25 protein-coding genes are annotated in these 24,985 nt (G+C 45.0%); 11 read left to right on the plus strand and 14 right to left on the minus strand.

Annotated elements, in window-relative coordinates:
- Positions 1-345: 345 nt before the first annotated feature.
- Positions 346-966, minus strand: a complete 621-nt coding sequence (nadD, locus tag Q4B82_RS00105; RefSeq protein ID WP_303064386.1) for a nicotinate (nicotinamide) nucleotide adenylyltransferase — start codon at positions 964-966, stop codon at positions 346-348.
- A gap of 81 nt (positions 967-1,047) precedes the next feature.
- Entirely contained in the window at positions 1,048-1,692 is a 645-nt protein-coding gene (locus Q4B82_RS00110; RefSeq protein ID WP_303064387.1) for a TetR/AcrR family transcriptional regulator, read from the minus strand.
- A 285-nt stretch (positions 1,693-1,977) separates the two neighbouring features.
- Between Q4B82_RS00110 and Q4B82_RS00115 the strand changes: the two genes are divergently transcribed.
- Positions 1,978-3,708, plus strand: coding sequence for a potassium/proton antiporter (locus Q4B82_RS00115; RefSeq protein WP_303064388.1), 1,731 nt, complete (start codon positions 1,978-1,980; stop codon positions 3,706-3,708).
- Positions 3,709-3,880: 172 nt separating this feature from the next.
- On the opposite strand, the gene Q4B82_RS00120 is transcribed toward Q4B82_RS00115, so the two are convergent.
- The 7 genes from Q4B82_RS00120 to rsmI all read right to left on the minus strand — a co-directional run bounded on the left by Q4B82_RS00120 (position 3,881) and on the right by rsmI (position 9,947).
- Entirely contained in the window at positions 3,881-4,657 is a 777-nt protein-coding gene (locus Q4B82_RS00120) for a class I SAM-dependent methyltransferase (protein WP_303064389.1), read from the minus strand.
- Between the two features lie 27 nt (positions 4,658-4,684).
- Positions 4,685-6,448 carry a phosphoenolpyruvate--protein phosphotransferase gene (gene ptsP, locus Q4B82_RS00125; protein ID WP_303064390.1) on the minus strand — a complete coding sequence of 588 codons (1,764 nt, stop codon included), beginning with the start codon at positions 6,446-6,448 and terminating at the stop codon, positions 4,685-4,687.
- Between the two features lies 1 nt (position 6,449).
- Complete coding sequence (locus Q4B82_RS00130; protein ID WP_303064391.1) at positions 6,450-6,719, minus strand: HPr family phosphocarrier protein; 270 nt, start codon at positions 6,717-6,719, stop codon at positions 6,450-6,452.
- 38 nt (positions 6,720-6,757) lie between these two features.
- Complete coding sequence (locus Q4B82_RS00135; protein WP_303064392.1) at positions 6,758-7,849, minus strand: nucleotidyltransferase domain-containing protein; 1,092 nt, start codon at positions 7,847-7,849, stop codon at positions 6,758-6,760.
- A gap of 10 nt (positions 7,850-7,859) precedes the next feature.
- The gene (locus Q4B82_RS00140; RefSeq protein ID WP_303064393.1) at positions 7,860-8,576 is read right to left on the minus strand and encodes a nucleotidyltransferase domain-containing protein; all 717 of its coding nucleotides are present in this window, start codon (positions 8,574-8,576) and stop codon (positions 7,860-7,862) included.
- 86 nt (positions 8,577-8,662) lie between these two features.
- On the minus strand, positions 8,663-9,058 hold the full coding sequence (locus tag Q4B82_RS00145) for a PTS sugar transporter subunit IIA (RefSeq protein ID WP_303064394.1): 396 nt from the start codon (positions 9,056-9,058) through the stop codon (positions 8,663-8,665).
- 7 nt (positions 9,059-9,065) lie between these two features.
- Complete coding sequence (gene rsmI, locus Q4B82_RS00150; RefSeq protein WP_303064395.1) at positions 9,066-9,947, minus strand: 16S rRNA (cytidine(1402)-2'-O)-methyltransferase; 882 nt, start codon at positions 9,945-9,947, stop codon at positions 9,066-9,068.
- A 128-nt stretch (positions 9,948-10,075) separates the two neighbouring features.
- Here rsmI and radC point away from each other — a divergent pair, with 128 nt between their 5' ends.
- Entirely contained in the window at positions 10,076-10,750 is a 675-nt protein-coding gene (radC, locus tag Q4B82_RS00155) for a DNA repair protein RadC (RefSeq protein WP_303064396.1), read from the plus strand.
- A gap of 78 nt (positions 10,751-10,828) precedes the next feature.
- On the opposite strand, the gene Q4B82_RS00160 is transcribed toward radC, so the two are convergent.
- Together Q4B82_RS00160 and Q4B82_RS00165 are read right to left on the minus strand one after the other, a co-directional pair.
- Positions 10,829-11,533, minus strand: a complete 705-nt coding sequence (locus Q4B82_RS00160; RefSeq protein WP_303064397.1) for an SIMPL domain-containing protein — start codon at positions 11,531-11,533, stop codon at positions 10,829-10,831.
- A gap of 23 nt (positions 11,534-11,556) precedes the next feature.
- Complete coding sequence (locus tag Q4B82_RS00165; protein ID WP_303064398.1) at positions 11,557-11,862, minus strand: hypothetical protein; 306 nt, start codon at positions 11,860-11,862, stop codon at positions 11,557-11,559.
- On the opposite strand from Q4B82_RS00165, the gene Q4B82_RS00170 reads away from it, so the two are divergent.
- The 3 genes from Q4B82_RS00170 (at position 11,861) to lolD (ending at position 15,058) form a co-directional block, all read left to right on the plus strand.
- On the plus strand, positions 11,861-13,054 hold the full coding sequence (locus tag Q4B82_RS00170; protein ID WP_303064399.1) for an amino acid aminotransferase: 1,194 nt from the start codon (positions 11,861-11,863) through the stop codon (positions 13,052-13,054). The genes Q4B82_RS00165 and Q4B82_RS00170 overlap by 2 nt on opposite strands.
- Positions 13,055-13,116: 62 nt before the next feature.
- Entirely contained in the window at positions 13,117-14,364 is a 1,248-nt protein-coding gene (locus Q4B82_RS00175) for a lipoprotein-releasing ABC transporter permease subunit (RefSeq protein WP_303064400.1), read from the plus strand.
- Positions 14,357-15,058 (plus strand): lipoprotein-releasing ABC transporter ATP-binding protein LolD, encoded by a 702-nt coding sequence (gene lolD / locus Q4B82_RS00180; protein ID WP_303064401.1) that lies wholly within the window; start codon positions 14,357-14,359, stop codon positions 15,056-15,058. Before Q4B82_RS00175 ends, lolD begins: the two co-directional genes overlap by 8 nt.
- Positions 15,059-15,360: 302 nt before the next feature.
- On the opposite strand, the gene Q4B82_RS00185 is transcribed toward lolD, so the two are convergent.
- The 3 genes from Q4B82_RS00185 to Q4B82_RS00195 all read right to left on the minus strand — a co-directional run bounded on the left by Q4B82_RS00185 (position 15,361) and on the right by Q4B82_RS00195 (position 17,453).
- Positions 15,361-15,990: an RDD family protein gene (locus tag Q4B82_RS00185; RefSeq protein WP_303064402.1), complete on the minus strand. Its 630-nt coding sequence runs from the start codon at positions 15,988-15,990 to the stop codon at positions 15,361-15,363.
- A 77-nt stretch (positions 15,991-16,067) separates the two neighbouring features.
- A complete protein-coding gene (locus tag Q4B82_RS00190; protein WP_303064403.1) occupies positions 16,068-16,946 on the minus strand; it encodes a prephenate dehydrogenase/arogenate dehydrogenase family protein in 879 nt (292 codons plus the stop codon).
- Positions 16,947-16,961: 15 nt separating this feature from the next.
- On the minus strand, positions 16,962-17,453 hold the full coding sequence (locus Q4B82_RS00195; RefSeq protein WP_303064404.1) for a TlpA disulfide reductase family protein: 492 nt from the start codon (positions 17,451-17,453) through the stop codon (positions 16,962-16,964).
- A 365-nt stretch (positions 17,454-17,818) separates the two neighbouring features.
- Between Q4B82_RS00195 and Q4B82_RS00200 the strand changes: the two genes are divergently transcribed.
- The 6 genes from Q4B82_RS00200 to Q4B82_RS00225 all read left to right on the plus strand — a co-directional run bounded on the left by Q4B82_RS00200 (position 17,819) and on the right by Q4B82_RS00225 (position 24,933).
- Positions 17,819-19,924, plus strand: coding sequence for an ATP-binding protein (locus tag Q4B82_RS00200; RefSeq protein WP_303064405.1), 2,106 nt, complete (start codon positions 17,819-17,821; stop codon positions 19,922-19,924).
- A gap of 37 nt (positions 19,925-19,961) precedes the next feature.
- The gene (locus tag Q4B82_RS00205; RefSeq protein WP_303064406.1) at positions 19,962-20,327 is read left to right on the plus strand and encodes a response regulator; all 366 of its coding nucleotides are present in this window, start codon (positions 19,962-19,964) and stop codon (positions 20,325-20,327) included.
- A 3-nt stretch (positions 20,328-20,330) separates the two neighbouring features.
- Complete coding sequence (locus Q4B82_RS00210; RefSeq protein WP_303064407.1) at positions 20,331-20,786, plus strand: chemotaxis protein CheX; 456 nt, start codon at positions 20,331-20,333, stop codon at positions 20,784-20,786.
- Positions 20,787-20,863: 77 nt separating this feature from the next.
- Positions 20,864-21,979, plus strand: a complete 1,116-nt coding sequence (asd, locus tag Q4B82_RS00215) for an aspartate-semialdehyde dehydrogenase (RefSeq protein WP_303064408.1) — start codon at positions 20,864-20,866, stop codon at positions 21,977-21,979.
- A gap of 167 nt (positions 21,980-22,146) precedes the next feature.
- Positions 22,147-24,783 (plus strand): leucine--tRNA ligase, encoded by a 2,637-nt coding sequence (gene leuS / locus Q4B82_RS00220; RefSeq protein WP_303064409.1) that lies wholly within the window; start codon positions 22,147-22,149, stop codon positions 24,781-24,783.
- The gene (locus Q4B82_RS00225; protein ID WP_303064410.1) at positions 24,784-24,933 is read left to right on the plus strand and encodes a hypothetical protein; all 150 of its coding nucleotides are present in this window, start codon (positions 24,784-24,786) and stop codon (positions 24,931-24,933) included.
- Positions 24,934-24,985 lie beyond the last annotated feature (52 nt).

Consider the following 24,985-nt stretch of genomic DNA (forward strand, 5'->3'; position numbering starts at 1 on the left):
AGCATAATCTTAATAAAAACAGCAATAAAGTCAAATTGTATTGACCGAGTTTTACACAAAATAAATTTCAAATGGTTTGACAAATTTGAAGTAAAAGTACATAATACAACCATTCAATCGCGACAGCGGTTGAGTGTTTCTCCTCTATTTCTCCTTTGTAGACTTTGGCACACATCTTAACCGATGTGTGCTTTTTTTATGGATTTGAGCTGGTTATTGGGGATAGGTAATTTTCAGGCAGCACCGAGCGGTTATCATAATCTTGTTTAGGCTGCTTGAAACACAGTTTGACATTATTAGTTAGATTTGCGGTTTTCCATAAGAATGTGTTTTATAAATTTATTCTTATGAATCCTGCTTGGTGTTATACAAACTATGTTGCTGAATATAATGTGCCACTTTTTCAGGCAGCATATTGTGTGGTATTTTGCCTGTCTGAATGTCGGTACGAATTTGAGTGGACGATGTGGGATTTTCATGGGCATCTAAAATCAGTAAACTGCCGTCATGTAAGGCATTGCCCAACCAAGTGTGCAGTTGAGATGGTGCTTTTTGAAAGGATTGATTTGGGCGAGTGGCAACGGCAATGTGTACCTGTTTGACCAGTGTCGTCCAATTTTTCCAAGTGTGCAGTTGCAATAAACTGTCCATGCCCATTAAGTACCAAAGTTGTGCATGAGGATAATGCTGCCTGAAAATATGGACCGTATCAATCGCGTAGGTTGCACCTTCGCGTATGATGTCCAAATCGCTTACAGCAAACTTGGGTTCATCGGCAATCGCGATTTCCAGCATGGCTAGACGGTGTGAGGCGGAGACATGGGGTGTATTTTTGTGATACGGGTTGCCTGCGGGCAGGAAAACCAATGTATCAGGTTGAACTTTTTGCATAAAGGCTTGTGCAATGTGTAAATGTCCTTTGTGTATGGGGTCAAATGTGCCACCAAATAAACCAATGTTTTTCATGTTTTTGATTTCTTAATTGTCATGAATTAAAAATGATATACAGGCTGCCTGAAAAAGGTTTTCAGGCAGCCTGTATCAGGGTTAAGTGTCCATACCTTTGACCATTTGGTCAAATTCAGGTAAATGTGTTGGGTCAATATACGGGCGCAGCAGGCTTAATGTGCGATACACACCTCTGGCTTTGGCTTGTTGTTCGCTGGTGGCACGTTCAGGCAGTGAATGGTCAAATTCAAACCAGTATTTGGTAATCAACCACATATTGACCGATAAATCACGCACACCGATTTCATCAATTACAATCACGCCATTGTCTGCCAATTGTTGTAATAATTTAACCAATAATGGCGCAATGCGAATGCGCGTAAAATCGTGGTGTTCGCCCAATAATGCCGCACTGCGTACCAATAAAGTGTTCACATCGCTGAATAAAAAGCGGTAGTGCCACAAAATATCATATAAACCAAAGGCATAACCTACTGTTTTGGAAACGCTTTCAGGCAGCTTGGTTTGCATGAGATAGCGATGCATGGTTTCGGAATAGCGTTTGAAGAGTTGCATAATGATTTCGTCTTTATTGGCAAAATGGTAATACAAATTACCAGGACTCATACTCAAATGCTGGGCAATGTGGTTGGTGCTGATGGTGCGTTCGCCATGTTCATTAAACAGTTGCAAACTGGCATCAATGATGCGTTGATAGGTACTGGGGCGTTTGGCATCAGCCATGGTGCTTCTCCTGCGTTCAAACTTGTCAATCCAAAACGGTTTATTGTACTGAAAAGCAGTCTGGTCTCACAAGCACCACAGTACACACCGTTGTTTTTATTGGTGCACATCATTGATTCATTTTTACTTGACTTTGCTTGACGAAAACGGCATTTAGGTAAACTTGTGCTACAATCCAAAGCAATTTTTTCAATATTTTGAATTGTTTGCTTTTTCAGGCAGCCTTTTAAATTTAAGTTTTATTGTGTGCTGGTTAAGTTGCCTGAAAAGAAAGTTTTTGGTGTTATGGATAATTTGAATCTTCTGTATCTTGTCATGGGTATTTTGCTGTTTGTCAGCGTATTGGTAAGCCGCATTTCGGCACGTTTGGGTATGCCTTTGTTGCTGGCTTTTTTGGGTGTGGGCATCTTGGCAGGTGAAGAAGGTTTGGGTGGCATTAAATTCAACAGTTATTTGGGTGCAACCTTTGTCAGCCAAATCGCTTTGGCTTTGATTTTGCTGGACGGTGGTTTGCGTACCCAATTCCACACTTTTCGTATTGCATTGAAACCTGCGGCGATTTTGGCAACATGGGGAGTGCTTGCCAGCGTGAGTTTACTCGGCATTTTTGCCACATTTTTTCTGGACATTGATTGGAAACTGGGTTTATTGATGGCGGCTATTGTCGGTTCAACCGATGCAGCTGCCGTATTTTCCTTGCTGCGAAACAGCGGTGTGCGTTTGCATCCACGTATTCAAGCTACTTTGGAATTAGAAAGTGGTTTGAACGACCCAATGGCGATTTTGTTGGTAACGGTGTTAATTAGCCTGATTATGCAGCCTGAACACACCACTGCCACATCTGCCTTTCTCATGTTGGTACAACAATTGGGTTTGGGGCTGATTTTTGGTATTGCAGCAGGCAAAATCATGGCATTGCTTTTGGCGCACATTCGCTTGGCAGAAGGTTTGTATGCTTTAATGATTGCTTCTGGCGGACTTTTGGTATTTGCTACTTGTAATTTACTGGGAGGCAGCGGTTTTTTGGCGGTGTACTTGGCAGGCGTGATGGTGGGCAATGCCCGTAACTCTTCCACCGAACACGTTTTAAACGTCATGGACGGCTTGGCATGGTTGGCACAAGCCAGTATGTTTGTGGTGTTGGGGTTGTTGGTTGCGCCGTCTAAATTGCTGGAACAAGCTGTACCAGCTTTGGTCATTGCTGCTTTCCTGATTTTCGTGGCACGCCCATTGGCGGTGTATTCTTCTATTAAATGGTTTCGTTATTCACGCAAAGAGTTTTTGTATATCAGTTGGGTGGGTTTACGCGGTGCTGTACCCGTAACTTTGGCAATCATGCCTTTGATGAGTGGTGTGCCACAAGCAGAATTGCTGTTTAACGTTGCTTTTGCTGTGGTCATACTTTCTTTGCTCATTCAAGGCACAACCATACCGTTTTTCGCCAAAAAACTGGGCATGGTTTTGCCACCTAAACCAGAGCCGCTGGACAGCCGTGAAATTTGGTTGGACAAAAATCTCTTGCTTACTTTGCAATCGTTTCAAGTTGCTGCCAATTCAGAAGCCGAACACAGTCACCCACATGCCATGACACGCGCCCATGATTTTTCAGGCAGCCATTTATTTGCTTTGGTACGCGATGGCAAAATGCAAACCGTGAACATGGTAACCCAAATGCAAAGAGACGACATTGCTTGGTATGTGTTGCCTGAAAATTTGGGCAATGCGTTTGCTGAACAGTTTTCAGGCAGCCACAACCACGATGAACAGGAATTTTATGGCGAATTTGTGGTCAATCCTGATGCCAAAGTAGGCGATTTAGCATTGGCTTATGGTTTAAAAATGGAAGCAGAAGAAAGCAATTTGACCTTGGCACAACTGTTCAGACGGCGTTTTGGCGATGTTCCTGTAGCAGGTGACCGCATTATTATTGGCGGTGTGGCAATCACGGTTAAATCATTGGACGAAAACAGTTTCATTAAAGAATTGGGATTGAAAATGCCCAAAAATGCCCATTAGGGAAACGCGGATTCTGGGTAAGAAAACTAAAGCATCATAAAAATAAATAATTTACATAGAGTAGTGCTTGTCCCCTCATACGGAGAACTTGGCAAATCAGGGGTAAAGCTTGTTTTTATTGCTCAATCAACGCGCGTACACAGCAGGTTTTAGGCTGCCTGAAAAACACGCACTACTTGGCACGAGGCATAAACCGCACCAATTGTTCATTTTCAGGCAGCATCAATTTTTTGATGGCATGACCAAACACCGTTTGCAAAGTCAATTCCATGATTTTATCGGCATTTTTTGCCACAATTTCACGCACCACAGCAGGATTTTCAGGCAGTAAAGCCTGCCAAATGCCCAAAGTATCCAAATCTGCCAACAAAGTTGCGCCCGTTTGATAAACCAAACGCAATTCAAAAGTGTCCACTACAGGGTCATAAAAACCATTGTGAAACAACATATCTGCCAAATCGTGCATGTCTACCCAAGTAGGTGCAGTTGCCGATACACCGTTCGCCTGCAAAAGTGCATGGATTTCAGGCAGGCTGTCTCGCCCCAAATGCGTGAAAAACAGTGTACCGTCTGTTTTCAAAGCACGCGCCCAATTTTCTAATACAGGCACAATGCTTGCCGATTGCATTAAACTCAAATTTGCCCACAACATATCCGCTTGTGCTTCGGGTAAAGGGGCAAGCCAATCTTGTTCATATTGCGTTACTTTTTTGCCCTTTAATTTAGCCAACCAACTGCTTTGACTGTGTGATTGCGATGCCACCAATGCCGCAGCACGCGCATCGTATTCTTGCAACAAGGCTTGTGGATAACGCGCTGCCAACAATGTGCGGCTGCACGCGCCATCTGCACCATATACCACAATCTGTTTGGGTATTTGGCGTAACAATGCCAAACGGTTGTCCAATTCGGTCGCCAAATGGCGGTGTATGGCATACATATTGCTCATGTTTTTTCCTGTTTCGTGGTGTGCGTTTCAGGCAGCCTGATGTGTTTCGGTTCTGTTCATCTCATTCAATTTTTTCAGTAAAGCATCGGTTTTATCGGGGTCTTCGTTGCGGACGATTTTGATGATGTCGTTTTCCAAATCTTCGGTGTCGCTGCGCAAAATCACGTCTTTTACATCAAGTAAATTATTGATGTTCATTGAAAATTTTCTCAATCCCAAACCCAACAGCAGGCGCGTGTAGGTGGTGTCGCCTGCCATTTCGCCACACAATGAAACGCCTTTGCCCACGCGATTGGCGGTGCGTATGATGTGTGAGAGCAATTTAATCACAGCAGGGTGCGCTGGCTGATACAAATGGCTGACCGCGTCATCGCTCCTGTCCACCGAAAGGGTGTATTGAATCAAATCGTTGGTGCCGATGGAAACAAAATCCACCCATTTCAATAAACTGGATACGGTTAAGGCTGCCGATGGGATTTCTATCATGCAGCCCACGTCCACTTCGGCAAAAGGTTCGCCGCGTTCGGTAAGCTGTTTTTTGGCGGTTTCTAAATGAACAAGGCTTTGTTTTAATTCGGATAAACTGGCTATCATCGGGAACATCATGCGGATTTTGCCATGCACGGCAGCGCGCAAAATCGCCCGCATTTGGGTGCGAAACATCACAGGTTCGGCGTGGCACAAACGAATGCCCGTCAAGCCCAAAGCAGGGTTTAAGGCAGCGTTGGGCGTGCCGTTGTTGCCAAACCAGCGCGGATTTTTGTCCACGCCCAAATCCACCGTGCGGATTGTGAGCGGCTTGCCTTTCAATTTTTTGGCAATGTCGCTGTACACTTGATACAACTCTTCTTCTTCGGGCAGCGTGTCGCGGTTGAGATACAAAAATTCGGTACGCAACAAACCCACACCGTCTGCGCCCAAATTGTGCAGGGCTTTGATGTCGTCTGCGCTTTCAATGTTGGCGAGCAGTTCAATTTCTTCGCCATCGGCGGTGGTGGCGGCGGTTTTTTTCAGTTTGTTCAAAGCCCTTTGCCGACTGCGAAAGGCTTTCAAACGGCGGCGGTATTCTGACAACACAATTTCATCGGGATTGATGATGAGTACACCGCCTATGCCGTCCACAATCACCCATTCGTGTTCGCTGATGAGTTGCCGCGCATTGCCCACGCCAATCACAGACGGAATATTCAGGCTGCGTCCCAAAATGGCGGTGTGGCTGGTGCTGCCACCGATGTCGGTAACAAAACCTTCAATGCGTTGGTCTTTGAAATAGACCGTGTCGGCAGGCGACAAATCGTGGGCGATGAGTATGGTGTCGTCCAGCAAATTGGCGTCCAGTACGATTTCGGTGCTTTTGCCGACCAAGTTTTTTTGAATGCGCTCAACCACTTGGAGCATATCTTGTTTGCGTTGGCGCAAATATTCATCGTCAATTTCATCAAATTGTTGGCTCAAACGGTCGGTTTGGATTTTCAAAGCCCATTCGGCATTGATGGCTTGTTCTTCCAAAATATCAATGGGTTCGCGCGATAGGGTTACATCGGTCAGCAACATCAAATGCAGGGAAATGAACGCGCCCAATTCGGTGGGGGCGTTTTCGGGAATGGCACTGCGTAGCTGCTCCAACTGTTTGCGTGTGGCTTTGATGGCGGTTTCAAAGCGATTGATTTCGCTTGCAATTTCATTTTCATGCAGATGATATTGTGGCACTTCCGACACGCCGCGCACCACCAAATGCGCCCGTCCAATGGCAATGCCTTTACCTGCCGCATAGCCGTGTAACACAATCATTTTATTCCCCTTCGCCAAAATAATCGCCCACCAAATCAACTAGGGCTTGCATGGCGGCGATTTCGTCTGTGCCTTGGGTTTCAATTTCAATTTCGGTGCCTTGGGCGGCAGCGAGCATCATCAAGCCCATGATGCTTTTGCCGTTTACCCGTTTGCCATTGCGCGATACCCACACTTCGCTTTGGAATTGTGCGGCGGTTTGCGTGAATTTGCTGGACGCGCGTGCGTGTAAACCCAATTTGTTGATGATTTGAACGGTTTGGCTTTGCATGATTGTTTTCCTTATTGATTTTGAATGTGGGTGGTTTTTCAGGCTGCTTGAAAATGGGTGCGATACAAATCGCAACGCATTTCAATCAAGGCATTTTCAGCAGCCGCGCGATGCACATTTTCAGGCAGCCCACACGGATTTTGGACAAATAAATCGTCAATTTCTTGCATTAAACTTTCGGCTTGCTGCAACAGTGTTTCATAATCAAAACAACCATTTTTGATTGCCAATAATTCATCGCGATTGCTGCGGCGCACGCGAATTTCACCATGTGTGGCAATATCGCGTGCCATTTGTAGCAGGCGGAAAGTGTGCATCATGTTTTTGGTATCGTAGCCGCCGCCATGCGATTGATTGTTTTGATAGCGTGTTTCATTGCGTTCGGCAACCCATTGCCAATAAGACGCATATTCGCGGCAATGGCTGCTGTATCCATCTTGATTGAAAGACAAATGTGCCACAGGTTCATCGTTGGGTGCAATGCGGCTTAATGTCAGATTGTTTGCCGTGTTTTTTTGTGTAATGCCTTGATAATGACGCGAGCCGTCTGCATCATAAAATACGGCAAACAGATTGCGTGCGTGTGGCACTTCACTCAAACCGATTTTTTCAGGCTGCCTGTTGTGTTGATTGAGCCATTTTTGCAGGGGGATTGAGCCACCACCTTGAATGATGTAGCAAAAATCCGCAACGTTTTTTTTCTCTGCCGACATGGGGTTGGCAATTTTTTTGTTTAAGCCACGCGCTTTTTTGATTTGCCCCAGTGCATAACCCGCGAAACTTTGGCGACACGCTTGCGAAACAAACCATTCAATCAGCAATTTATCCATAATCGGTGCGCGTTGGCGCAGGCAATCTTGGGGCGATGCGAGCAATTCCAAAGCGTGTGGATTGCTGGCGAGCAGCAATTCCACAAATCGCCCCAATTCATAATAAACGATGTCGTTGCTTTCATTGGCGATTTGTGGTGTGTAGTCCAAACCAAAAAAGCGTTCGGGCGGCAGATAAAACACGCCTTTGATGTCCCAATCGGATTGGGGCGTGGCAAGACCGTAGGCGCGGCTGCCTGCAACGCTTTCCAATAAAATCAGATTTTGATGATGCAAATCGTGTAGGCTCAATGGTGGCATGATGTGCCTTTCAGGCTGCCTGAAAAACGGTTTGTTCGCAGCGTTTTAAAGTGGCGCGAAACAATTGGTTTAAAGGCTCAATGGCTGGCGATGATATGACAGGGGGCGAAAGTTGTGCCACTTCATCAATCAATTGCTGTGTTAAATGGCGCAAGTTGGCACTTAAAATATGGCGATATTGTTCGTCTTGATTTGATTTTAATTCAATTAAATCAAATATTTCTTGATGATGTGTGGTTTGCCAATCGCTCATTAAATCGCGCAACACCATAGGCGGCACACCACCATGCAACACAGCCCAACGCGCTGCCAATAAAGGACGCAACACATAAAACCATTTTTTTAGCCGAATTTCGTTTTGCAAATCCAAATCTTTCAAAGCATTGTGGGCAATGCCGCGATAATGGTGCAACAAAGGGGCTGTTTGAACATATTGCGGCACAATGTCATTTAATTGTTTCACAAAATCATCGTCTTGTTGATAAACTGTTGGCGATTGTAGCCATTCCAATAACACAGCATTGCTTTTTCGCAGTAAAGATAGGGCTTTGTGAATGTCCCAGCCTCCCACATCAAACCATTGATTTTCAATGTATTCAAACGTGTCTTTGTGTTCGCCTATGCTCAAATAAACATCGCTGGGCGAAATGTAAATGGCACGGACATCGTAATCGCTATCGGGCGATGCAAAGCCCCAAGCGCGACTGCCACTTTCGGCAACATGCAAAAATGCAGTTGGTTTTGTTGGCTGATTTCTTTGAGTTTTTCTTGTATTGTTTGTTTCATATTTTTGCTTTTAGGCTGCCTGAAAAATCATTCCATAAATGCCATAATGCCATTGATGCCAGCTTGTTTGACTTGCGCAACAAAATCATGTAAATCATCGGCTTGGGTAGAATAAGTGAGTGCTTTAATCAACATGGGGGCATTTAAGCCACTCATCATGGCAGATTGTTGTGGCACAACCATTTTCATGGCGGCGTTACACGGTGTTGCACCAAAAATATCGGTTAAAATCAACACGCCTTTGCCGCGATTGATTTCAGGCAGCATGGCGTGAGCGCGCGCGATGATGTTTTCGTGGTCATCGGTGTTTTCCACGTTGAGTAGACGAATGTGGTCAAAATTCATGTGTGGGAAAATGTGTTGCGCCAACTGGGTATAAGCCACACCCAAAGTTTCGTGTGTGATAATCAATAAGCCTATCATGGTTTACTCAATGGTTGGTGTTTTTGAAATGCAGTGCCAACTGATACAGTTCTTTTTTGCTCTCCCCTGTGATTTGGGCTGCTAATTCTGCGGCTTGCTTGGTGGGCAAATCGGTGGCGAGGATTTTAACAATGTTTTGTGTGCTTTCAGGCAGCATGGTGGTTTTTTCTGCAACATCGGGATACAAAACCAAAACCATTTCGCCACGCGATTGATTGTTGTCTTGTTGCAAAATGGTTTGGATTTCGTGAATGCTGCCTGAAAGAAAGGTTTCAAAAGTTTTGCTGATTTCGCGTGCCAACATGATGTTTTTATGTGGTAACACGTTTGCCATATCGTTTAATGTGGCGGTAATGCGATGGGGTGTTTCAAAAGCGATAATGGGATAATCGGCGTGTTGCCAAGTTTGGAACAGTTTCAGGCGCTCGCCTGATTTGGGTGGCAGGAAGCCGTGAAAATAAAAATGTGCTTCGGCAATGCCTGCTACGCTTAATGCTGCCATTACTGCACTTGCCCCTACTATTGGCACAATGGCAAAACCTGCCGCTCGCACACGTGCCACCAGTTTGGCACCTGGGTCGCACACGGCTGGTGTACCTGCATCGGAAATTTGCGCCACACTTTGTCCATTCTGTAAGGCTGCGATGATTTTGTCTGCCATTTGTTGTTCATTGTGTTCGCGCACGCTGATGAGTTTAGCTTGTATGCCATAGGCGGCAAGCAGCTGTGCCGATACGCGTGTGTCTTCGGCACACACTAAATCCACTTTTTGTAATACTGCCAAAGCGCGTAAAGTGATGTCGGCGAGATTGCCAATTGGTGTGGCAACCACATAAAGCGTTTGTGGGACAACGCTGTCTAGGGCTTTTTGAAAGTGTTTTTGCATCATTCAGTTGAGTTAGATAAGCAGAAACGTGATTATAAGCGAAATTGCGTATTTTTGATTTGGGCTTTGTTTTTGGGCTGCCTGAAAACATAATTGTCGGTTATAAAACCAATTTAAGGAGAATAAACCTAATGAGCATCAAAGATTGGCCAGAAGGCGAGCGACCGCGCGAAAAATTATTGGAACGCGGTGCGGCGGCATTGAGTGATGCTGAATTGTTGGCGGTTTTGTTGCGGATTGGCACGCAAGGTATGAGTGCGGTGGATTTGGCACGGTCTTTGTTGCAACATTATGGCGGTTTGGGTGGTGTGATGAATGCTTCGCGTGCTGAATTGTCGCAACATAAAGGTATGGGCAGCGCAGCGTATGCACAGTTTGCCGCAGTTTTGGAAATCGGTAGGCGCGTGTTGTATGAAGAATTGCATCGCCGCCCTGTATTTGATAATCCACAAACTTTGGGCGATTACTTGCGTTTATTGATTGGACGCGAAAAAGTAGAAGTGGCGATGGTGGTGTTTTTAAATGCCCAAAATCAGTTACTTGCTTGTGAAGAAATTGCACGTGGTACGGTGGACGAACACACGGTTTACATCAGAGAAATGGTTAAACGTGCTTTGCAACATCATGCGGTACGTGTGGTATTTGCCCACAATCACCCAACAGGCAGCTTGATGCCCTCGCATGAAGACCACCGTTTTACCAGCAAATTGCGTGCGGCTTTAGCTTTGTTGGACATGGAATTGAGCGACCATTTAATTGTGGGCGCGCAGGAAGTATTGTCGTTCAGGCAGCAAGGTTGGTTGTGAAGAATAGGCTGCCTGAAAATCTTTCAGGCAGCCTTAAATTTTTTTAAAACAAATGGTTATTTTTATCTTGGGTTGGTGTTAAAAGAATTGCACCGAACCGTGTACGGTTTGACGGATTTGTGTATTGCCCGTGCTGGTTTGCATCACAGGTGTGCTGCGCACCATTTTCATTGAAGACATCATTGTAGCTGGTGCAATCGCATCGTTTTCCATGTTTTCAAATGACTGATTTAGCGTGATTTCCACAATTTTGTGCTGCCCCAAGCCCAAGATTTTTCCCACCTTTTCTGCACGATATTTGAACGCGCGTAAGGCTTTTTCTGATGCTTGTTCAACCGCTTGGGCGTGTTTTTCGGGCGACACAAAAAACGCCATATTGTTGATTTCGGCATCATTTTGGCTGTCGGCAATCAGTTGATTCAATGCCGCAAAGTCTTGACTTTCAATTCGGATTTCCGCGCTATCTGACCATGATACAATGCGGCGATTTTCGCCATATTCGGGATAGGCTTGACGATTGCCACTTTCCACTTTAAACGATTTATTGGCTTTGGCACGCGCCAATATCGCATTTACGCGCCGTGTTACCGAATCGGCTGCTTGAACGCGTGATTTGGCATTTTCGGTAATGCGCAGAACCACGCTCATGGTGTCGTTGGATACGAGAACGCTTGCGCTTTCGCTGAATTTAACCAAGTTATAATGCAAATTCTCGGCAAAGGCTGCCTGAAACAATGCGCTGCTTAATACTATGACGGTTAATGAAGGTTTGATGATGTTCATGTGAATTGCCTTTCTGTTTTATATCATTCAAAGTACAGTCGCATAAGTGAAAAAGCAATACAAGGCAACAATGAGAGCCAAACATAAGGGTATGGGCAACGCCGTAGTGCTTTTTTCATTTTGAGATTATAGAAGGTGGTTTCAGGCAGTCTTATCATTCCCCACGCAGCTTTGAAAAGCTGCCTGAAAACCCATTTGATGCCTGTCAAACAAAAAAACAATAATTTGCATTTTCTTGCTTGAAACCCTTGCCAGTCTAAAAGCTTGGCAGTATAAAGCAAAAGTTTTTTGTTTATTGCATTTTTTACTACAAGGAAAGTCTCAATCATGTTTTTTGATAAAATTCAAGCTGCACCTGCCGACCCGATTTTGGGTTTAGGCGAAGCCTTCAAAGCCGAAACACGCACAGAAAAAGTGAATTTGGGCATTGGCGTGTACAAAGACGCGCAAGGTCAAACGCCGATTTTGCAAGCAGTTAAAGCTGCTGAAACACGCTTATTGGCAAGTGAAAATACCAAAAATTATTTGACGATTGATGGCGTAGCAGCATACAACGCGGCGACACAGGCATTGTTGTTTGGCGCAGACCACGAAGTCATCGCCAACAAACGTGCCAAAACAGCACAAAGTTTAGGTGGTACAGGTGCGTTGCGTGTTGCGGCTGAATTTGTAAAACGCCAAACCAACGCGCAAAATGTGTGGATTTCTGCCCCAACATGGCCCAATCACAATGCCATTTTCCAAGCGGTCGGTCTCAATATCTGCGATTACCGTTATTACAATAAAGCCACACATGGTTTGGATTGGGACGGCTTGATTGCAGATTTAAGCCAAGCACAACAAGGCGATGTGGTGTTGTTGCACGGTTGCTGCCACAATCCAACAGGCATTGACCCTACGCCTGAACAATGGGACACATTGGCAAAAATGTCTGCTGAAAAAGGTTGGTTACCCTTGTTTGACTTCGCTTATCAAGGCTTTGCCAATGGTTTGGAAGAAGATGCCTATGGTTTACGCGCATTTTTGAAACACAATCCTGAACTATTGGTTGCCAGCTCTTATTCCAAAAATTTTGGCATGTACAATGAGCGTGTAGGTGCGTTTACGGTGGTTGCAGCCGATGAAGATACGGCAAACCGTGCATTCAGCCAAGTTAAAACCATCATTCGTACCTTGTATTCCAACCCTGCTTCACACGGTGGTTCAACGATTGCGTTGGTATTGCAAGATGCTGAATTGAAAGCACAATGGATTGCCGAATTAGACGAAATGCGTTCTCGCATCAAAACAATGCGCCAAAAATTTGTCGATTTGCTTAAAGAATGTGGTGCAAAACAAGACTTTGATTTCATTATCCAGCAAAACGGTATGTTTTCGTTTTCGGGTTTAACGCCTGAACAAGTGGACAGATTGCGTGATGAATTTGCCATTTATGCGGTTCGCAGCGGTCGCATCAATGTGGCAGGCATTACCGAAGCCAATATCCGTTATTTGTGTGAAAGCATTGTGAAAGTATTGTAATCAAAACACGTTTCAGGCAGCTTAAAGTTTCAGGCTGCCTGAAAACCATTGATGTGAAAAATATGACATTAGAAACTTGGATAGGCTTGCGTTATTTACGCGCCAAAAAGCGCAGTGGCTTTGTGTCCTTCATCTCCATCATTTCTATTTTGGGTATTGCCATTGGTGTGGCAGTATTGATTTTGGTGATGTCGGTGGTTAATGGCTTTCAAAAAGACATTCGCGCACAATTATTGAACATTGCGCCACATGCCGAAATGGGCTACATGATGCCAGAAGAAGGCAAAACGTGGCGTGATTTGCGCAAAATCATTGACGGCAAACCAGAAGTGCTTGCTACTGCGCCTTTTGTGGCTGGGCAAGCACTGCTTGCCAATTCAGGTGAAGTGCGCGGTGTGCAAGTGCGCGGTGTACTGCCTGAAAACGAAAAACAGGTGGTGGACTACGCCAATAAAATGGTGGTCGGCAAATTTGAGAATTTGCGTGAAGATGAGTTTGACATCATTTTGGGTGCGGCGTTGGCAAACGATTTGGGTGCAGAAGTGGGGGGGCAAGTAACCGTTATTACGCCCGAAGGCAATGTTACGCCTGCTGGTGTGGTGCCGCGTTTGAAACAATTTAATGTGGTGGGTATCGTGAAAACAGGTGTAGACGAAGCCGATCGTGCAATGGCTCTCACACATCTGACCGATGCACAAAAATTGTATCGCATCAGCGAAGCAGAGACCCCCTTGCGCTTGCGTTTGCGCGACCCACAAAATGCCCCAGAAATCATGGCAAACTTGCTGCCTGAAAGCCTACAACAAGATATTTGGACACACAACTGGACAGACAATAACCGCAGTTATTTTAATGCTGTAGAAATGGAAAAACGCTTGCTCACTTTATTGTTGGCGTGCATCATTTTGGTTGCGGTGTTCAACTTGGTGTCGTCTTTGGTTATGGTGGTTAAGGAAAAACAAGCCGACATCGCCATTTTACGAACTTTGGGCTTGTCGCCTGCGGGTGTGATGAAGATTTTTGTGGTGCAAGGTATGGTAGCGGGGACACTTGGTACATTGGCAGGCACGATTGTGGGTTTGATTGCTGCTGCCAAAATTGGGGCGGTCGTAGCATGGATTGAAGAAGTAGCAGGGCGACAACTTGTTGCTTCACAAGTGTATTTCATCAATCACTTACCCAGCGATATTCAGGCAGCCGATGTCATTGGCACGGTGTGCATCTCGCTGACTTTGTCTTTCTTGGCAACCCTTTACCCAAGTTGGAGTGCATCGCGCACGCAACCTGCGGAGGCATTGCGTTATGAATAATCACGTTATTGAATGTCTGCAAGTTGGCAAATCCTACCAAGATGGTGGTTTGTGCGTTGAAGTGTTGCGAAACTTGGATTTTAGCATTACTGCTGGCGAAAGTGTCAGCATCATCGGCGCATCGGGCAGCGGTAAATCTACTTTGTTGCATTTACTCGGTGGTTTGGATATCCCCAGTTCAGGCAGCATCAAATTGATGGGACAAGATATTGCCACATTAAACCAAGCCAAATTGGGCAAATTACGCAATGAACATTTGGGTTTTGTGTATCAATTCCACCATTTGCTTGCTGAATTTACCGCATTGGAAAACGTGATGATGCCATTATTAATTGGCAGAATGTCCAAAAAACAAGCGGCAGAATGTGCTGCCAATATGTTGGAAAAAGTCGGTTTAAAAGAACGCATGCAACATCGTCCTACTGAATTATCAGGTGGTGAACGCCAACGTGCTGCAATTGCGCGTGCGCTGGTCAATCAACCTAAATGTTTGCTGGCAGATGAACCAACTGGTAATCTAGACCGCAAAAATGCCTTGAAAGTGCTGGAAATGATGCTGGAATTGAAAGCGGAATTGGGTACGGCTTTGGTGGTGGTTACGCATGATGATGAGCTGGCAAGCCGTTTTGACCGTGTTTTGATGATGCAAGAAGGGAAAGTTACACCCGCCGAAACCGCTTTTCAGGCAACCTGAAATCTTTGTTAAACCCATTTTATTGGGTGTTTCAATACAAATCGTACCGCGTTGTCAATACCCGATGTACCATGTGTACATGACTCTCGTTTTGTTCCCTTTCTTGCTTGTGGGGAGAGGCGTAGACTTGCCAAGTTCTTCAATTGGATACCGTTTGGGCTGGATACTTGTATCCAACAAACCTTGTGTTTTCATCAGAAAATATCGGATACCAGTATCCGACCTAACTTGGCAAGTTTGAGATTATGGACAGTTATACGCGAGATGAGCCACAAATGCCAAATTGTTTTAAAGTCTGTTCATCAGCGTTTTACTTTGTGTTTTGGCGGTAATTTAACTACGACTGTTCCCGCAATCCAATCTTGTAGCGTGCGTTTTTCAGCAGCGGTAAACAGCATAATTGCACAAATTAAAGTGGGTGCATAAGTCAGCGCATTTGCCATTGCATCGTCCATTTGCAATAAGGCAGCAAAAATGCCCACCAACACACCACAGCCAATATTGAACACAATTTCACGCAGTAAAACCACGCCTACAAAACCTGCTTCGCTGCCGTCTTGTTTAATTACTTTTAAATTCAATAATTTTTTGCCAATGGATTGACCATCACGGCTCATGAACACGCATTGCACAATGCCGTAAATCAGCAGTATCAATAAACCAAGCCAAAACAGGGGGTGGCTGAACCAACCCAATACCATTTCGGTTTGTGCAGGCGTGTCCAAACTTGCCCAACTGATTTCTTCCAAATTATTTTCTTGAAATGATTGCCATACTGCCCAGCCTAAACCACCTATTAATGGCAATGAAGCCAGAAAAGTAAAAATATTGTTTAACAAGGCAGCGGCAATGCGTTCCCATGCGCTCGCCAGCTCCACTTCAATGTCGTCTTCTTGACCGTAGGTAAACGGTATGTCATGGTTTTCATTCATATTATTTTCCTTTAAAAACAATTTATTGAAAATATTTTAATTGGTGTGGAGACGGTATTTCAGGCAGCCTGAAAAATTCAGCCATTGTTTTGTCCCCATTGTTCACGTACTTCACGCGCTTGGGCCAGATAATTTAGCAGTGCATGAGCATCTTGATTATGCAATATTTGGGTCAATTGATTGAGTTGTTGCTGTTGGGCAGCGATTAAATCCAGTAGGGCAGGGCGGTTTGCCAAAATGATGTCCTTCCACATATGGGCATTGCTGGCAGCAATGCGTGTGAAATCACGAAAACCGCTGCCTGCAAAATGCAGATATTCTTTACCTTTGGGGTCGTCCAAAAGTTGATGCACATAGGCAAATGCCAATAAATGTGGCAAATGTGATACAGCAGCAAAAATGGCATCGTGTTCTGCTGCATTCATACGATGGGTCTGTGCGCCGACGTGTTGCCAAAGTCGTTCCACCGTTTTCAGGCAGTCTTCATCTTGTGCTTCGTGTGGACAAAGTATCAGTTTTTTGTTGTCGTATAAACCAAATTGTGCGGCAGTTGCACCGCTTCGGTCAGAACCCGCAATCGGGTGTGCTGCAACGCAACGACTGAAATGGTGTGGTAAATGCTGCCTGAAAGCCGCAATCGTGGATTGTTTGGTGCTGCCCACATCGCTGATAATGGTGTTTTCAGGCAGCAAAGGAGAAATCTGCCGACAAATTTCAGGCAGGGTGGCAACTGGTGTGGCAATCACAACCAAATCGGCATCAGATAAAGCCGAAGCGCAAATTTCTGTACGTGCGTCATCTATTACACGCCGTTCCAAAGCGCGTTTTAAATTGTTTGTGTCCAAGTCAATGCCACAAACGCGTTGGGTTAATTGGTGGCGTTTGGCATCAAGCACAAAAGAGCCACCGATTAAACCCACTCCGATTAATGTGATTTTGTGTAATAAAGGTGTCATGATGCGGTTTGGGTTTCAGGCAGCCAGTTTGGGGCATTGTTTCGTTAAATTGGCGATTGCTTTGTCCAGTTTATCCGCATCTACTTTGCCTGTTATCGCTTGTTCTTGCTGGCATTGTGGTGCACGCACCAGCGTATAAGGCAAAACACCAACTGGATTGCCATATGTTTTCATCATAGCGCGACTGTTTGAACCTGTGTAACGCCAAATTTCATAAGAAACTGGGGTTTGTTTTAAAAATTGCGCTACATTTTCTTGCTTGTCTATGGCGATGCCTACCATTTGTACACGGTGTTTTTTGCCTTTTTGAGTATGCCAATGACTCATGGCAGGCATCTCTTCGCGACAGGGAGCGCACCAAGTTGCCCAAAAATTGATGATGTGTATCTTGGCTTGAGGATTAAAATGGCGTGTTTGTTCATTATGGTGTGAGACAAAATCATTTGCCAAAACACAAGGGCTGAACAACAGGCATAAAGCAAGGAAAGGGACATCAAATTTTCTCATTTCAGGCGGCTTTAAATTATGATGATGAAACGATGTGCATCATATCATTTTTGCTGCGTAAACGACAATTTGCGTGTATTGAGTAAAAATTTTTTGTTTTGTGTCAAACTTATGTGGGTTTTGAGTGAGTATTTGTTGGATAATTTGGCATACTGAATACTGGCATTTTGAGCCAACTCAACGCGATTGTCGGGTATTTTTGCTTGGATAAATGTGTTAAAAACGGTATGATATTCAGCAAAAATAGGTTAATATTGTTTTGTTTTGAAATTGGGCAATTTGACACAAATCATTTGGCATTTCCAGTTGGTTTGTTTATTTTGTTCCATGTTTGGTAACTTATAAAATGTATTGGAATTGAAATTATGGCTGCTCAAAATCCCCAACAGCTTGCAACAACAAAAGGTATGTTTGCTCGCTATCGTGGCATGATTGTTTTGATTGCTGTCTTCTTGACCGCAATTTCTGTTTTGATGGTTGGCTCTTTGTTGTTGTCGGCACAAGTACGCAAAAACGCCGATGAATTGAGTACGGTAACCGAGTTGCATTTGGCAACACATGAAATTGGTGAGGCGTTGTTGAACTTGAAAACCAACTACGGTGAAGACCCGAACAGTCCACACATTGTGAGTACCTTAAAAACCTTGCGTCATGCACAAGGTTTGTTCCAACAAGGCGTAACAGTTTTGCATGATGGTGGTACATTCCAACTTTCTGATGGGCAAGAAACTAATGTTGCCAAATTAACAGGTGATAATTTCGGTCATTTGGAACAGATATTAGCATTGTGGCAACCGATTTCCAAAGACATAGACAGCTATTTAGAAACCGCAAATTTACCCACTGCTACATCTGTGCCTTTGGATTTGGCGGTATTGCGCATGAAGAGTAATTCGGCAAACTTGAATGAGCATGTAGAAGCAGTGCAACAGAATCTGCAAAGTGAGGTGCAAAAAAGCACCAATATTTTGACTTGGTTGCAAACAACAGGTGTGGTAAGTGCGATTCTCTTCTTTGTGTTATTCATATCCTTGGGTTTGCGTAAATTGTTCGCATCTGATTTGGCAACCGAAGCAGCACGTCGTGAAACCACCGAAATCATGGATACGGTAAATACAGGTTTGTTCCTGCTTGACCAAGATTTGAACATTGGTTCGCAATATTCCAAACAACTGGAAACCTTGTTGGGACAAAAAAACATTGGTAATCGCAACTTGATGGACATTTTAGGTGGTTTGATTTCTGATGAAGATTTGAATACCACACACGCATTCATCGGTCAGCTTTATAATCCGAAAACCAAAGAACGCTTAATCAGTAGCTTGAATCCTTTGGTACGCCAACCTATGCAAATACCAGGTCGTGCCGCAAATGACATTCGTTATCTCGATTTCAAATTCAATCGCGTGTATCACGGTAAAGAAATTGCGCGTGTATTGGTAAACGTGTCCGATGTAACCGATGCCGTTCAGTTGGAGCGCAAAATTGAGCAAGAGCGTGAGCAAAATGACGTACAGTTGGAAATGCTCAGTACCATTTTGCAGGCTGACCGCAGCATGATTAATAGCTTTGTGAGCAGCATTAAACGCCGTGCTGAAAACATCAACAATACTTTGAAAGCACCAGGCGAGCGACACACAGAATTGCGTGGCAAAGTAGAAAGTATTTTCCGTGAAGTACACAGTTTAAAAGGTGAAGCAAGTGCCGTAAAATTGCACGGCTTTACGGTTATGGCAGAAAATGTAGAAAAAGAGCTGAAAAAACTGTCGCAATCTGTTTCATTATCAGGTGAGGACTTCTTGGGCTTGGCGGTGCATTTGGAAGAATTGATGAAATTAACCCAAACCATTGAAGATTTGGTGCATCGTTTGGGCAACAATACCATTGGTGAAGGCTTTGCCAAAAACAAAACATCGCCTACTGAATCTGCTACGGTAAATTATTACAATCAATTTGTGGCAGACTTGGCACAACGCAATAATAAACAAGTGGATTTTGCTTATTCAGGTGTGGCATCTACGCAAAATGAAAGTACCGATGCGGTTATTCGTGAAATTGCAGTACAACTTTTGCGTAATGCAGTCGTACACGGTATAGAAACAGCAGAACGTCGCCAAGCAGTACGTAAACTATCTGCAGGTCATGTCCGTATGTCGCTGACAGAAAATGGCAATGACTATACTTTGGTATTGGAAGATGACGGTAAAGGTATTGATTATGAAGCCATTCGTGCCAAAGCAGTGCGTTTGGGATTGTATGATGAACAGACTGCGGCACAATTAAGCAGCAAAGAATTGTTGGGCTTGATTTTCAGTTCAGGTTTTTCAACTTTGGACGAATCAACTGAAGATGCAGGACGTGGTGTGGGTTTGGACATCATCAAAGACCGAGTTGCTGCGTTGGGTGGTAAGATTGGTGTGGCAACGCATACAGGTGCTTATACCCGTTTTACTTTCACTTTTCCCAAGTAATTCAACATTAAATCTTTAAGCAAGACGGAATGATTTTATGAGTAAAAGACTGATGATTGTAGATGACTCCAATGTCATCCGAAACCGCATTACGCGAGGTTCTTCACAGATGAACTTTGAAGTGGTTGCAACTGCCACCAATGGTTTAGAAGCAGTTGAATTGTATAAGCAACATCGCCCAGATGTGGTTACAATGGATTTAACCATGCCACGAATGGATGGTTTGGAGTGCATTTATGAGATTACCGATTTTGATGAAAATGCCAATATTCTGGTCATTTCGGCACTGTCGGATAAAGCAACAGGAATTAAAGCATTACAACTTGGTGCCCGAGGCTTCATTTGCAAGCCATTCACAGATGAAGAATTGTTTGAAGCATTAGAAGAAATGTTGGAGAATTAAGAAATGAAAGAAGATAAATTACAGGTTTTTTTAGAAGGTGTACAAAAATACTTCGGTCAAATCATGGATCCAGAGGAATTGGTTGTTGGTACACCTTATTTGGTTGAAAATACCATACCTTCTGCTAGAGATTTCACAGGTGTGATTGCCATTTCAGGTAAAAGCAAAGGTATTGTGTACTTTACCGCACCAAAAGAATTATTGGAACGTCTATTAATTTTAATGGGCGAACGTGATACAGGTGAAACCTTTATGATTGACTTGGTGGGTGAGGTTGCCAACACCATTGCAGGTAATGCCCGCAGCGAATTTGGCGAAGAATTTGAAATCTCCGTGCCCATCGTTTTGCGTGGTGCGCCTGATGAAATTTTACTGCCACGAAAAGACCGCTCTTTTGTGATACCAATTAACTGGAAAAACCGTAATGCAGCCATCGTGGTTTGCTTACGCAAACAATAATAAATATGAGTTTTCAGGCAGCTTATCCGAAATAGGCTGCCTGAAACCGCATTAAATCAAATTGGAGTAACATGCACATGAAAAAAATCGGATTTATTGGCTGGCGCGGCATGGTTGGTTCGGTGCTGATGCAGCGTATGCGTGAAGAAAACGACTTCGCCCACATTCCCGAAGCGCATTTTTTTACCACGTCTAACGCAGGCGGTGCGGCACCCGATTTCGGTCAGGCAGCCAAAACTTTGCTGGACGCGAACAACATTAACGAACTGGCACAAATGGACATCATCGTCAGCTGTCAAGGCGGCGACTACACCAAACAGGTTTACCAACCCTTGCGCGATGGCGGCTGGAACGGCTATTGGATTGATGCCGCCTCCACACTCCGCATGAAAGAAGACGCGATTATCGTGCTTGACCCCGTAAACCGCAATGTGATTGACGCAGGCTTGGCAAATGGCGTGAAAAACTACATTGGTGGCAACTGCACCGTATCGTTGATGTTGATGGCGTTGGGCGGTTTGTTCCAAAACGGTTTGGTGGAATGGGCAAGCAGCATGACTTACCAAGCCGCATCAGGCGCAGGCGCGAAAAACATGCGTGAATTGATTGGCGGCATGGGCGCAATCCACAGCCAAGTTGCCAGCGAATTGTCCGACCCCGCCAGCGCGATTTTGGACATTGACCGCAAAGTGGCGGATTTCTTGCGTTCCGACAATTATCCGAAAGAAAACTTTGGCGTACCGCTTGCAGGCAGCCTGATTCCATGGATTGATGTGGATTTGGGCAACGGTCAATCCAAAGAAGAATGGAAAGGCGGCGTGGAAACCAACAAAATTTTGGGCAACAGCCAGCCTGTGATTGTGGAAGGTTTGTGCGTGCGCGTGGGCGCAATGCGTTGCCACAGCCAAGCGATTACCTTGAAATTGAAACAAAATTTGCCCATCAGCGAAATCGAGCAAATCATCGCCAGCGCAAACGCATGGACAAAAGTTGTGCCAAACACGAAAGAAGCCAGCATTCACGAATTGACCCCTGCGGCGGTTACTGGCACTTTGACCACACCAGTGGGTCGCATTCGCAAATTGGCGATGGGCGATGAGTTCATCAGCGCGTTTACGGTGGGCGACCAGTTGCTGTGGGGCGCGGCAGAGCCATTGCGCCGTGTGTTGTTGATTTTGTTGGGTAAATTGTGATTTTGCTTACCGAAGAATAAACCGATAAACAAAATATTCTTGTTTATCGGTTTTTAATTTTGATTTAAAAACAATTTTTCGCGTTTTTAGGCTGCCTGAAAACGCGATGTTTGGGAAAACTGCTATAATCACACGTTAATTTTTTATTTGAAATGTGAAACAAAATCATGCAAGAACAATACCAACCTTCCCAAATTGAACCCCAAATCCAAGCCAAATGGGAACAAGAACGCGCTTTCAATGCCATTGAAAACAAAGACAAACCCAAATTTTACTGCCTGTCCATGTTCCCCTACCCAAGCGGCAAATTGCACATGGGGCACGTCCGCAATTACACCATTGGCGATGTGCGCTCGCGTTTCAAAAAAATGCAAGGATACAATGTGTTACAGCCTATGGGTTGGGACGCTTTCGGTATGCCTGCCGAAAATGCCGCCATTGACCGCCAAGTTGCCCCTGCCGAATGGACGTATTCCAATATTGATTACATGAAAAACCAATTAAAATCATTGGGTTTTGCGCTGGATTGGGAACGCGAATTGGCAACCTGTCGCCCCGAATATTATCGTTGGGAACAGCTTTTGTTTACCAAATTGTTTAAAAAAGGCATTGTTTACCGCAAGTTAGGCACAGTAAACTGGGACCCTGTGGACAAAACCGTGTTGGCAAACGAACAGGTGGTGGACGGTCGCGGTTGGCGCAGTGGCGCGTTGGTGGAAAAACGTGAAATCCCCATGTACTATTTCCGCATTACCGATTATGCCGAAGATTTGTTGAACGATTTGAATGACTTGGATTGGGGCGAGCAAGTCAAAACCATGCAACGCAACTGGATTGGCAAATCCAAAGGCATGACGGTGCGTTTCAGGCTGCCTGAAAACAGCCAAGCGGGTTTGCCCGATGATTTTTCTCAATACATTCAAGTTTATACCACACGCCCCGACACGCTTTTTGGCGCGTGCGCGGTGGTGGTGGCGGCAGAACACCCTCTTGCCACCGCCGCCGCCGAAAACAATCCCGAATTGCAAGCGTTTATTGCCGAATGCAAAGCAGGTTCGGTGGCAGAAGCGGATATGGCAACCATGGAGAAAAAGGGTTTGCCAACAGGACGTTACGTCATCAATCCGCTCAATGGCGAAGAGTTGCCTGTGTGGGTGGCAAACTATGTGATTTGGGGCTATGGCGATGGTGCGGTGATGGTCGTGCCAGCGCATGACGAGCGCGATTTTGCGTTTGCGCGTAAATACGGTTTCCCAATCAAACAAGTGGTTAATGTGAACAATCTGCCTTATGACGACCAAAATTGGCAAGATTGGTATGGCGACAAAGAAAATGGCGTGTTAATCCATTCGGGCGAATTTGACGGTTTGAACTATGTTCAAGCCTTTGAAAAAATGGGAGAAAAATTGCAATCTTTGGGATTGGGCGAGCCTAAAACGCAATACCGTTTGCGCGATTGGGGCATTTCACGCCAACGTTATTGGGGTTGCCCGATTCCGATTGTGCATTGCGATGATTGTGGCGATGTGCCTGTGCCTGAACAAGATTTGCCTGTGGTGCTGCCTGAAAATGTCGTTCCCGATGGTGCGGGTTCGCCTTTGGCAAAAATGCCCGAGTTTTACGAAACCACCTGCCCCAACTGCGGCAAACCCGCCAAACGCGAAACCGATACCATGGATACCTTTATGGAATCAAGCTGGTATCAATTCCGTTATATGTCGCCCCAATTTGAAGGCGGCATGGTTGAGCCGAACGCGGCAGCCTATTGGGGGCAAGCCGACCAGTATATTGGCGGCATTGAACACGCGATTTTGCATTTGCTTTACGCGCGTTTCTTTACCAAATTGATGAACGATGAGGGCATTGTGCCTGTGCGCGAGCCGTTTAAGCAATTATTGACGCAAGGCATGGTGTTGCAAGCCACTTATTTCCGCGAAAAAGAAGACGGCAAAAAACAATGGTTTAACCCAGCCGATGTTACCGTGCAAACCGATGAAAAAGGTCGCCCCATCGCCGCGATTTTGAATGCAGACGGCTTGCCCGTGCAAATGGGTGGCGTGGAAAAAATGTCCAAATCCAAAAACAATGGCGTGGACCCCCAACAAATCATTGACGCTTATGGCGCGGACACGGCTCGCTTGTTCATGATGTTTGCGTCTCCGCCCGAGCAAACTTTGGAATGGTCAGACGCGGGCGTGGCAGGCGCATATCGTTTCTTGAACCGTTTGTGGCGCACGGTGTATGAGTTTGTGAAACAAGGCGGCAATTCGGTAAACGCATTTGCAGGCGAGCATAATTCACTTTCAGGCAGCCTGAAAGATTTGCGTTTCAAATTGCACAGCACGATTGCGAAAGTTACCGATGATTACGACCGCCGTCAGCAATTCAACACGGCAATCGCGGCAGTGATGGAATTGCTCAATCAATACGACAAAACCGATTGCACTGGCGAAAACGGTCAAGCGGTGGCGCGTGAGGTGTTGGAAGCGGTGTTGATTTTGTTGTCGCCCATTGTGCCGCACATTTGTGAAACTTTGTGGGCGGAACTCAATCCAAACAGCAAGTTATACGAACAAAGCTGGCTGAAAGCCGATGAAACCGCACTCGTGCAAAGCGAAATCAAAGTGGTGGTTCAAGTAAACGGCAAATTGCGCGATGAATTGATGATTGCTGCCGATGCCAGCGATGACGACATCATCGCAGCCGCACTCGCCACCGCAGGCGCACAAAAATTCATGGAAGGCAAAACAGCGAAAAAAATCATCTTGCCGCCCAATCGCAAATTGGTAAACATTGTGGTTTAATTGTTTGATTTAACTGAAATTCAAAATAAACAAGGCTGCCTGAAAACACAAATATCGGTTTTCAGGCAGCCTTTGGATTTATGGCTGTTTCAAATACCAATCATACAGCGTTGGGTGTACGCTAGGGTGTTGTTGTCTTGTGCGTGTTAATGTGAAATGACCATAAAATTTCAGACGGTCTGAAAACACCGAAATAGTGCGT

Source organism: Alysiella sp., from assembly GCF_030525755.1.
Lineage (GTDB): Bacteria > Pseudomonadota > Gammaproteobacteria > Burkholderiales > Neisseriaceae > Simonsiella.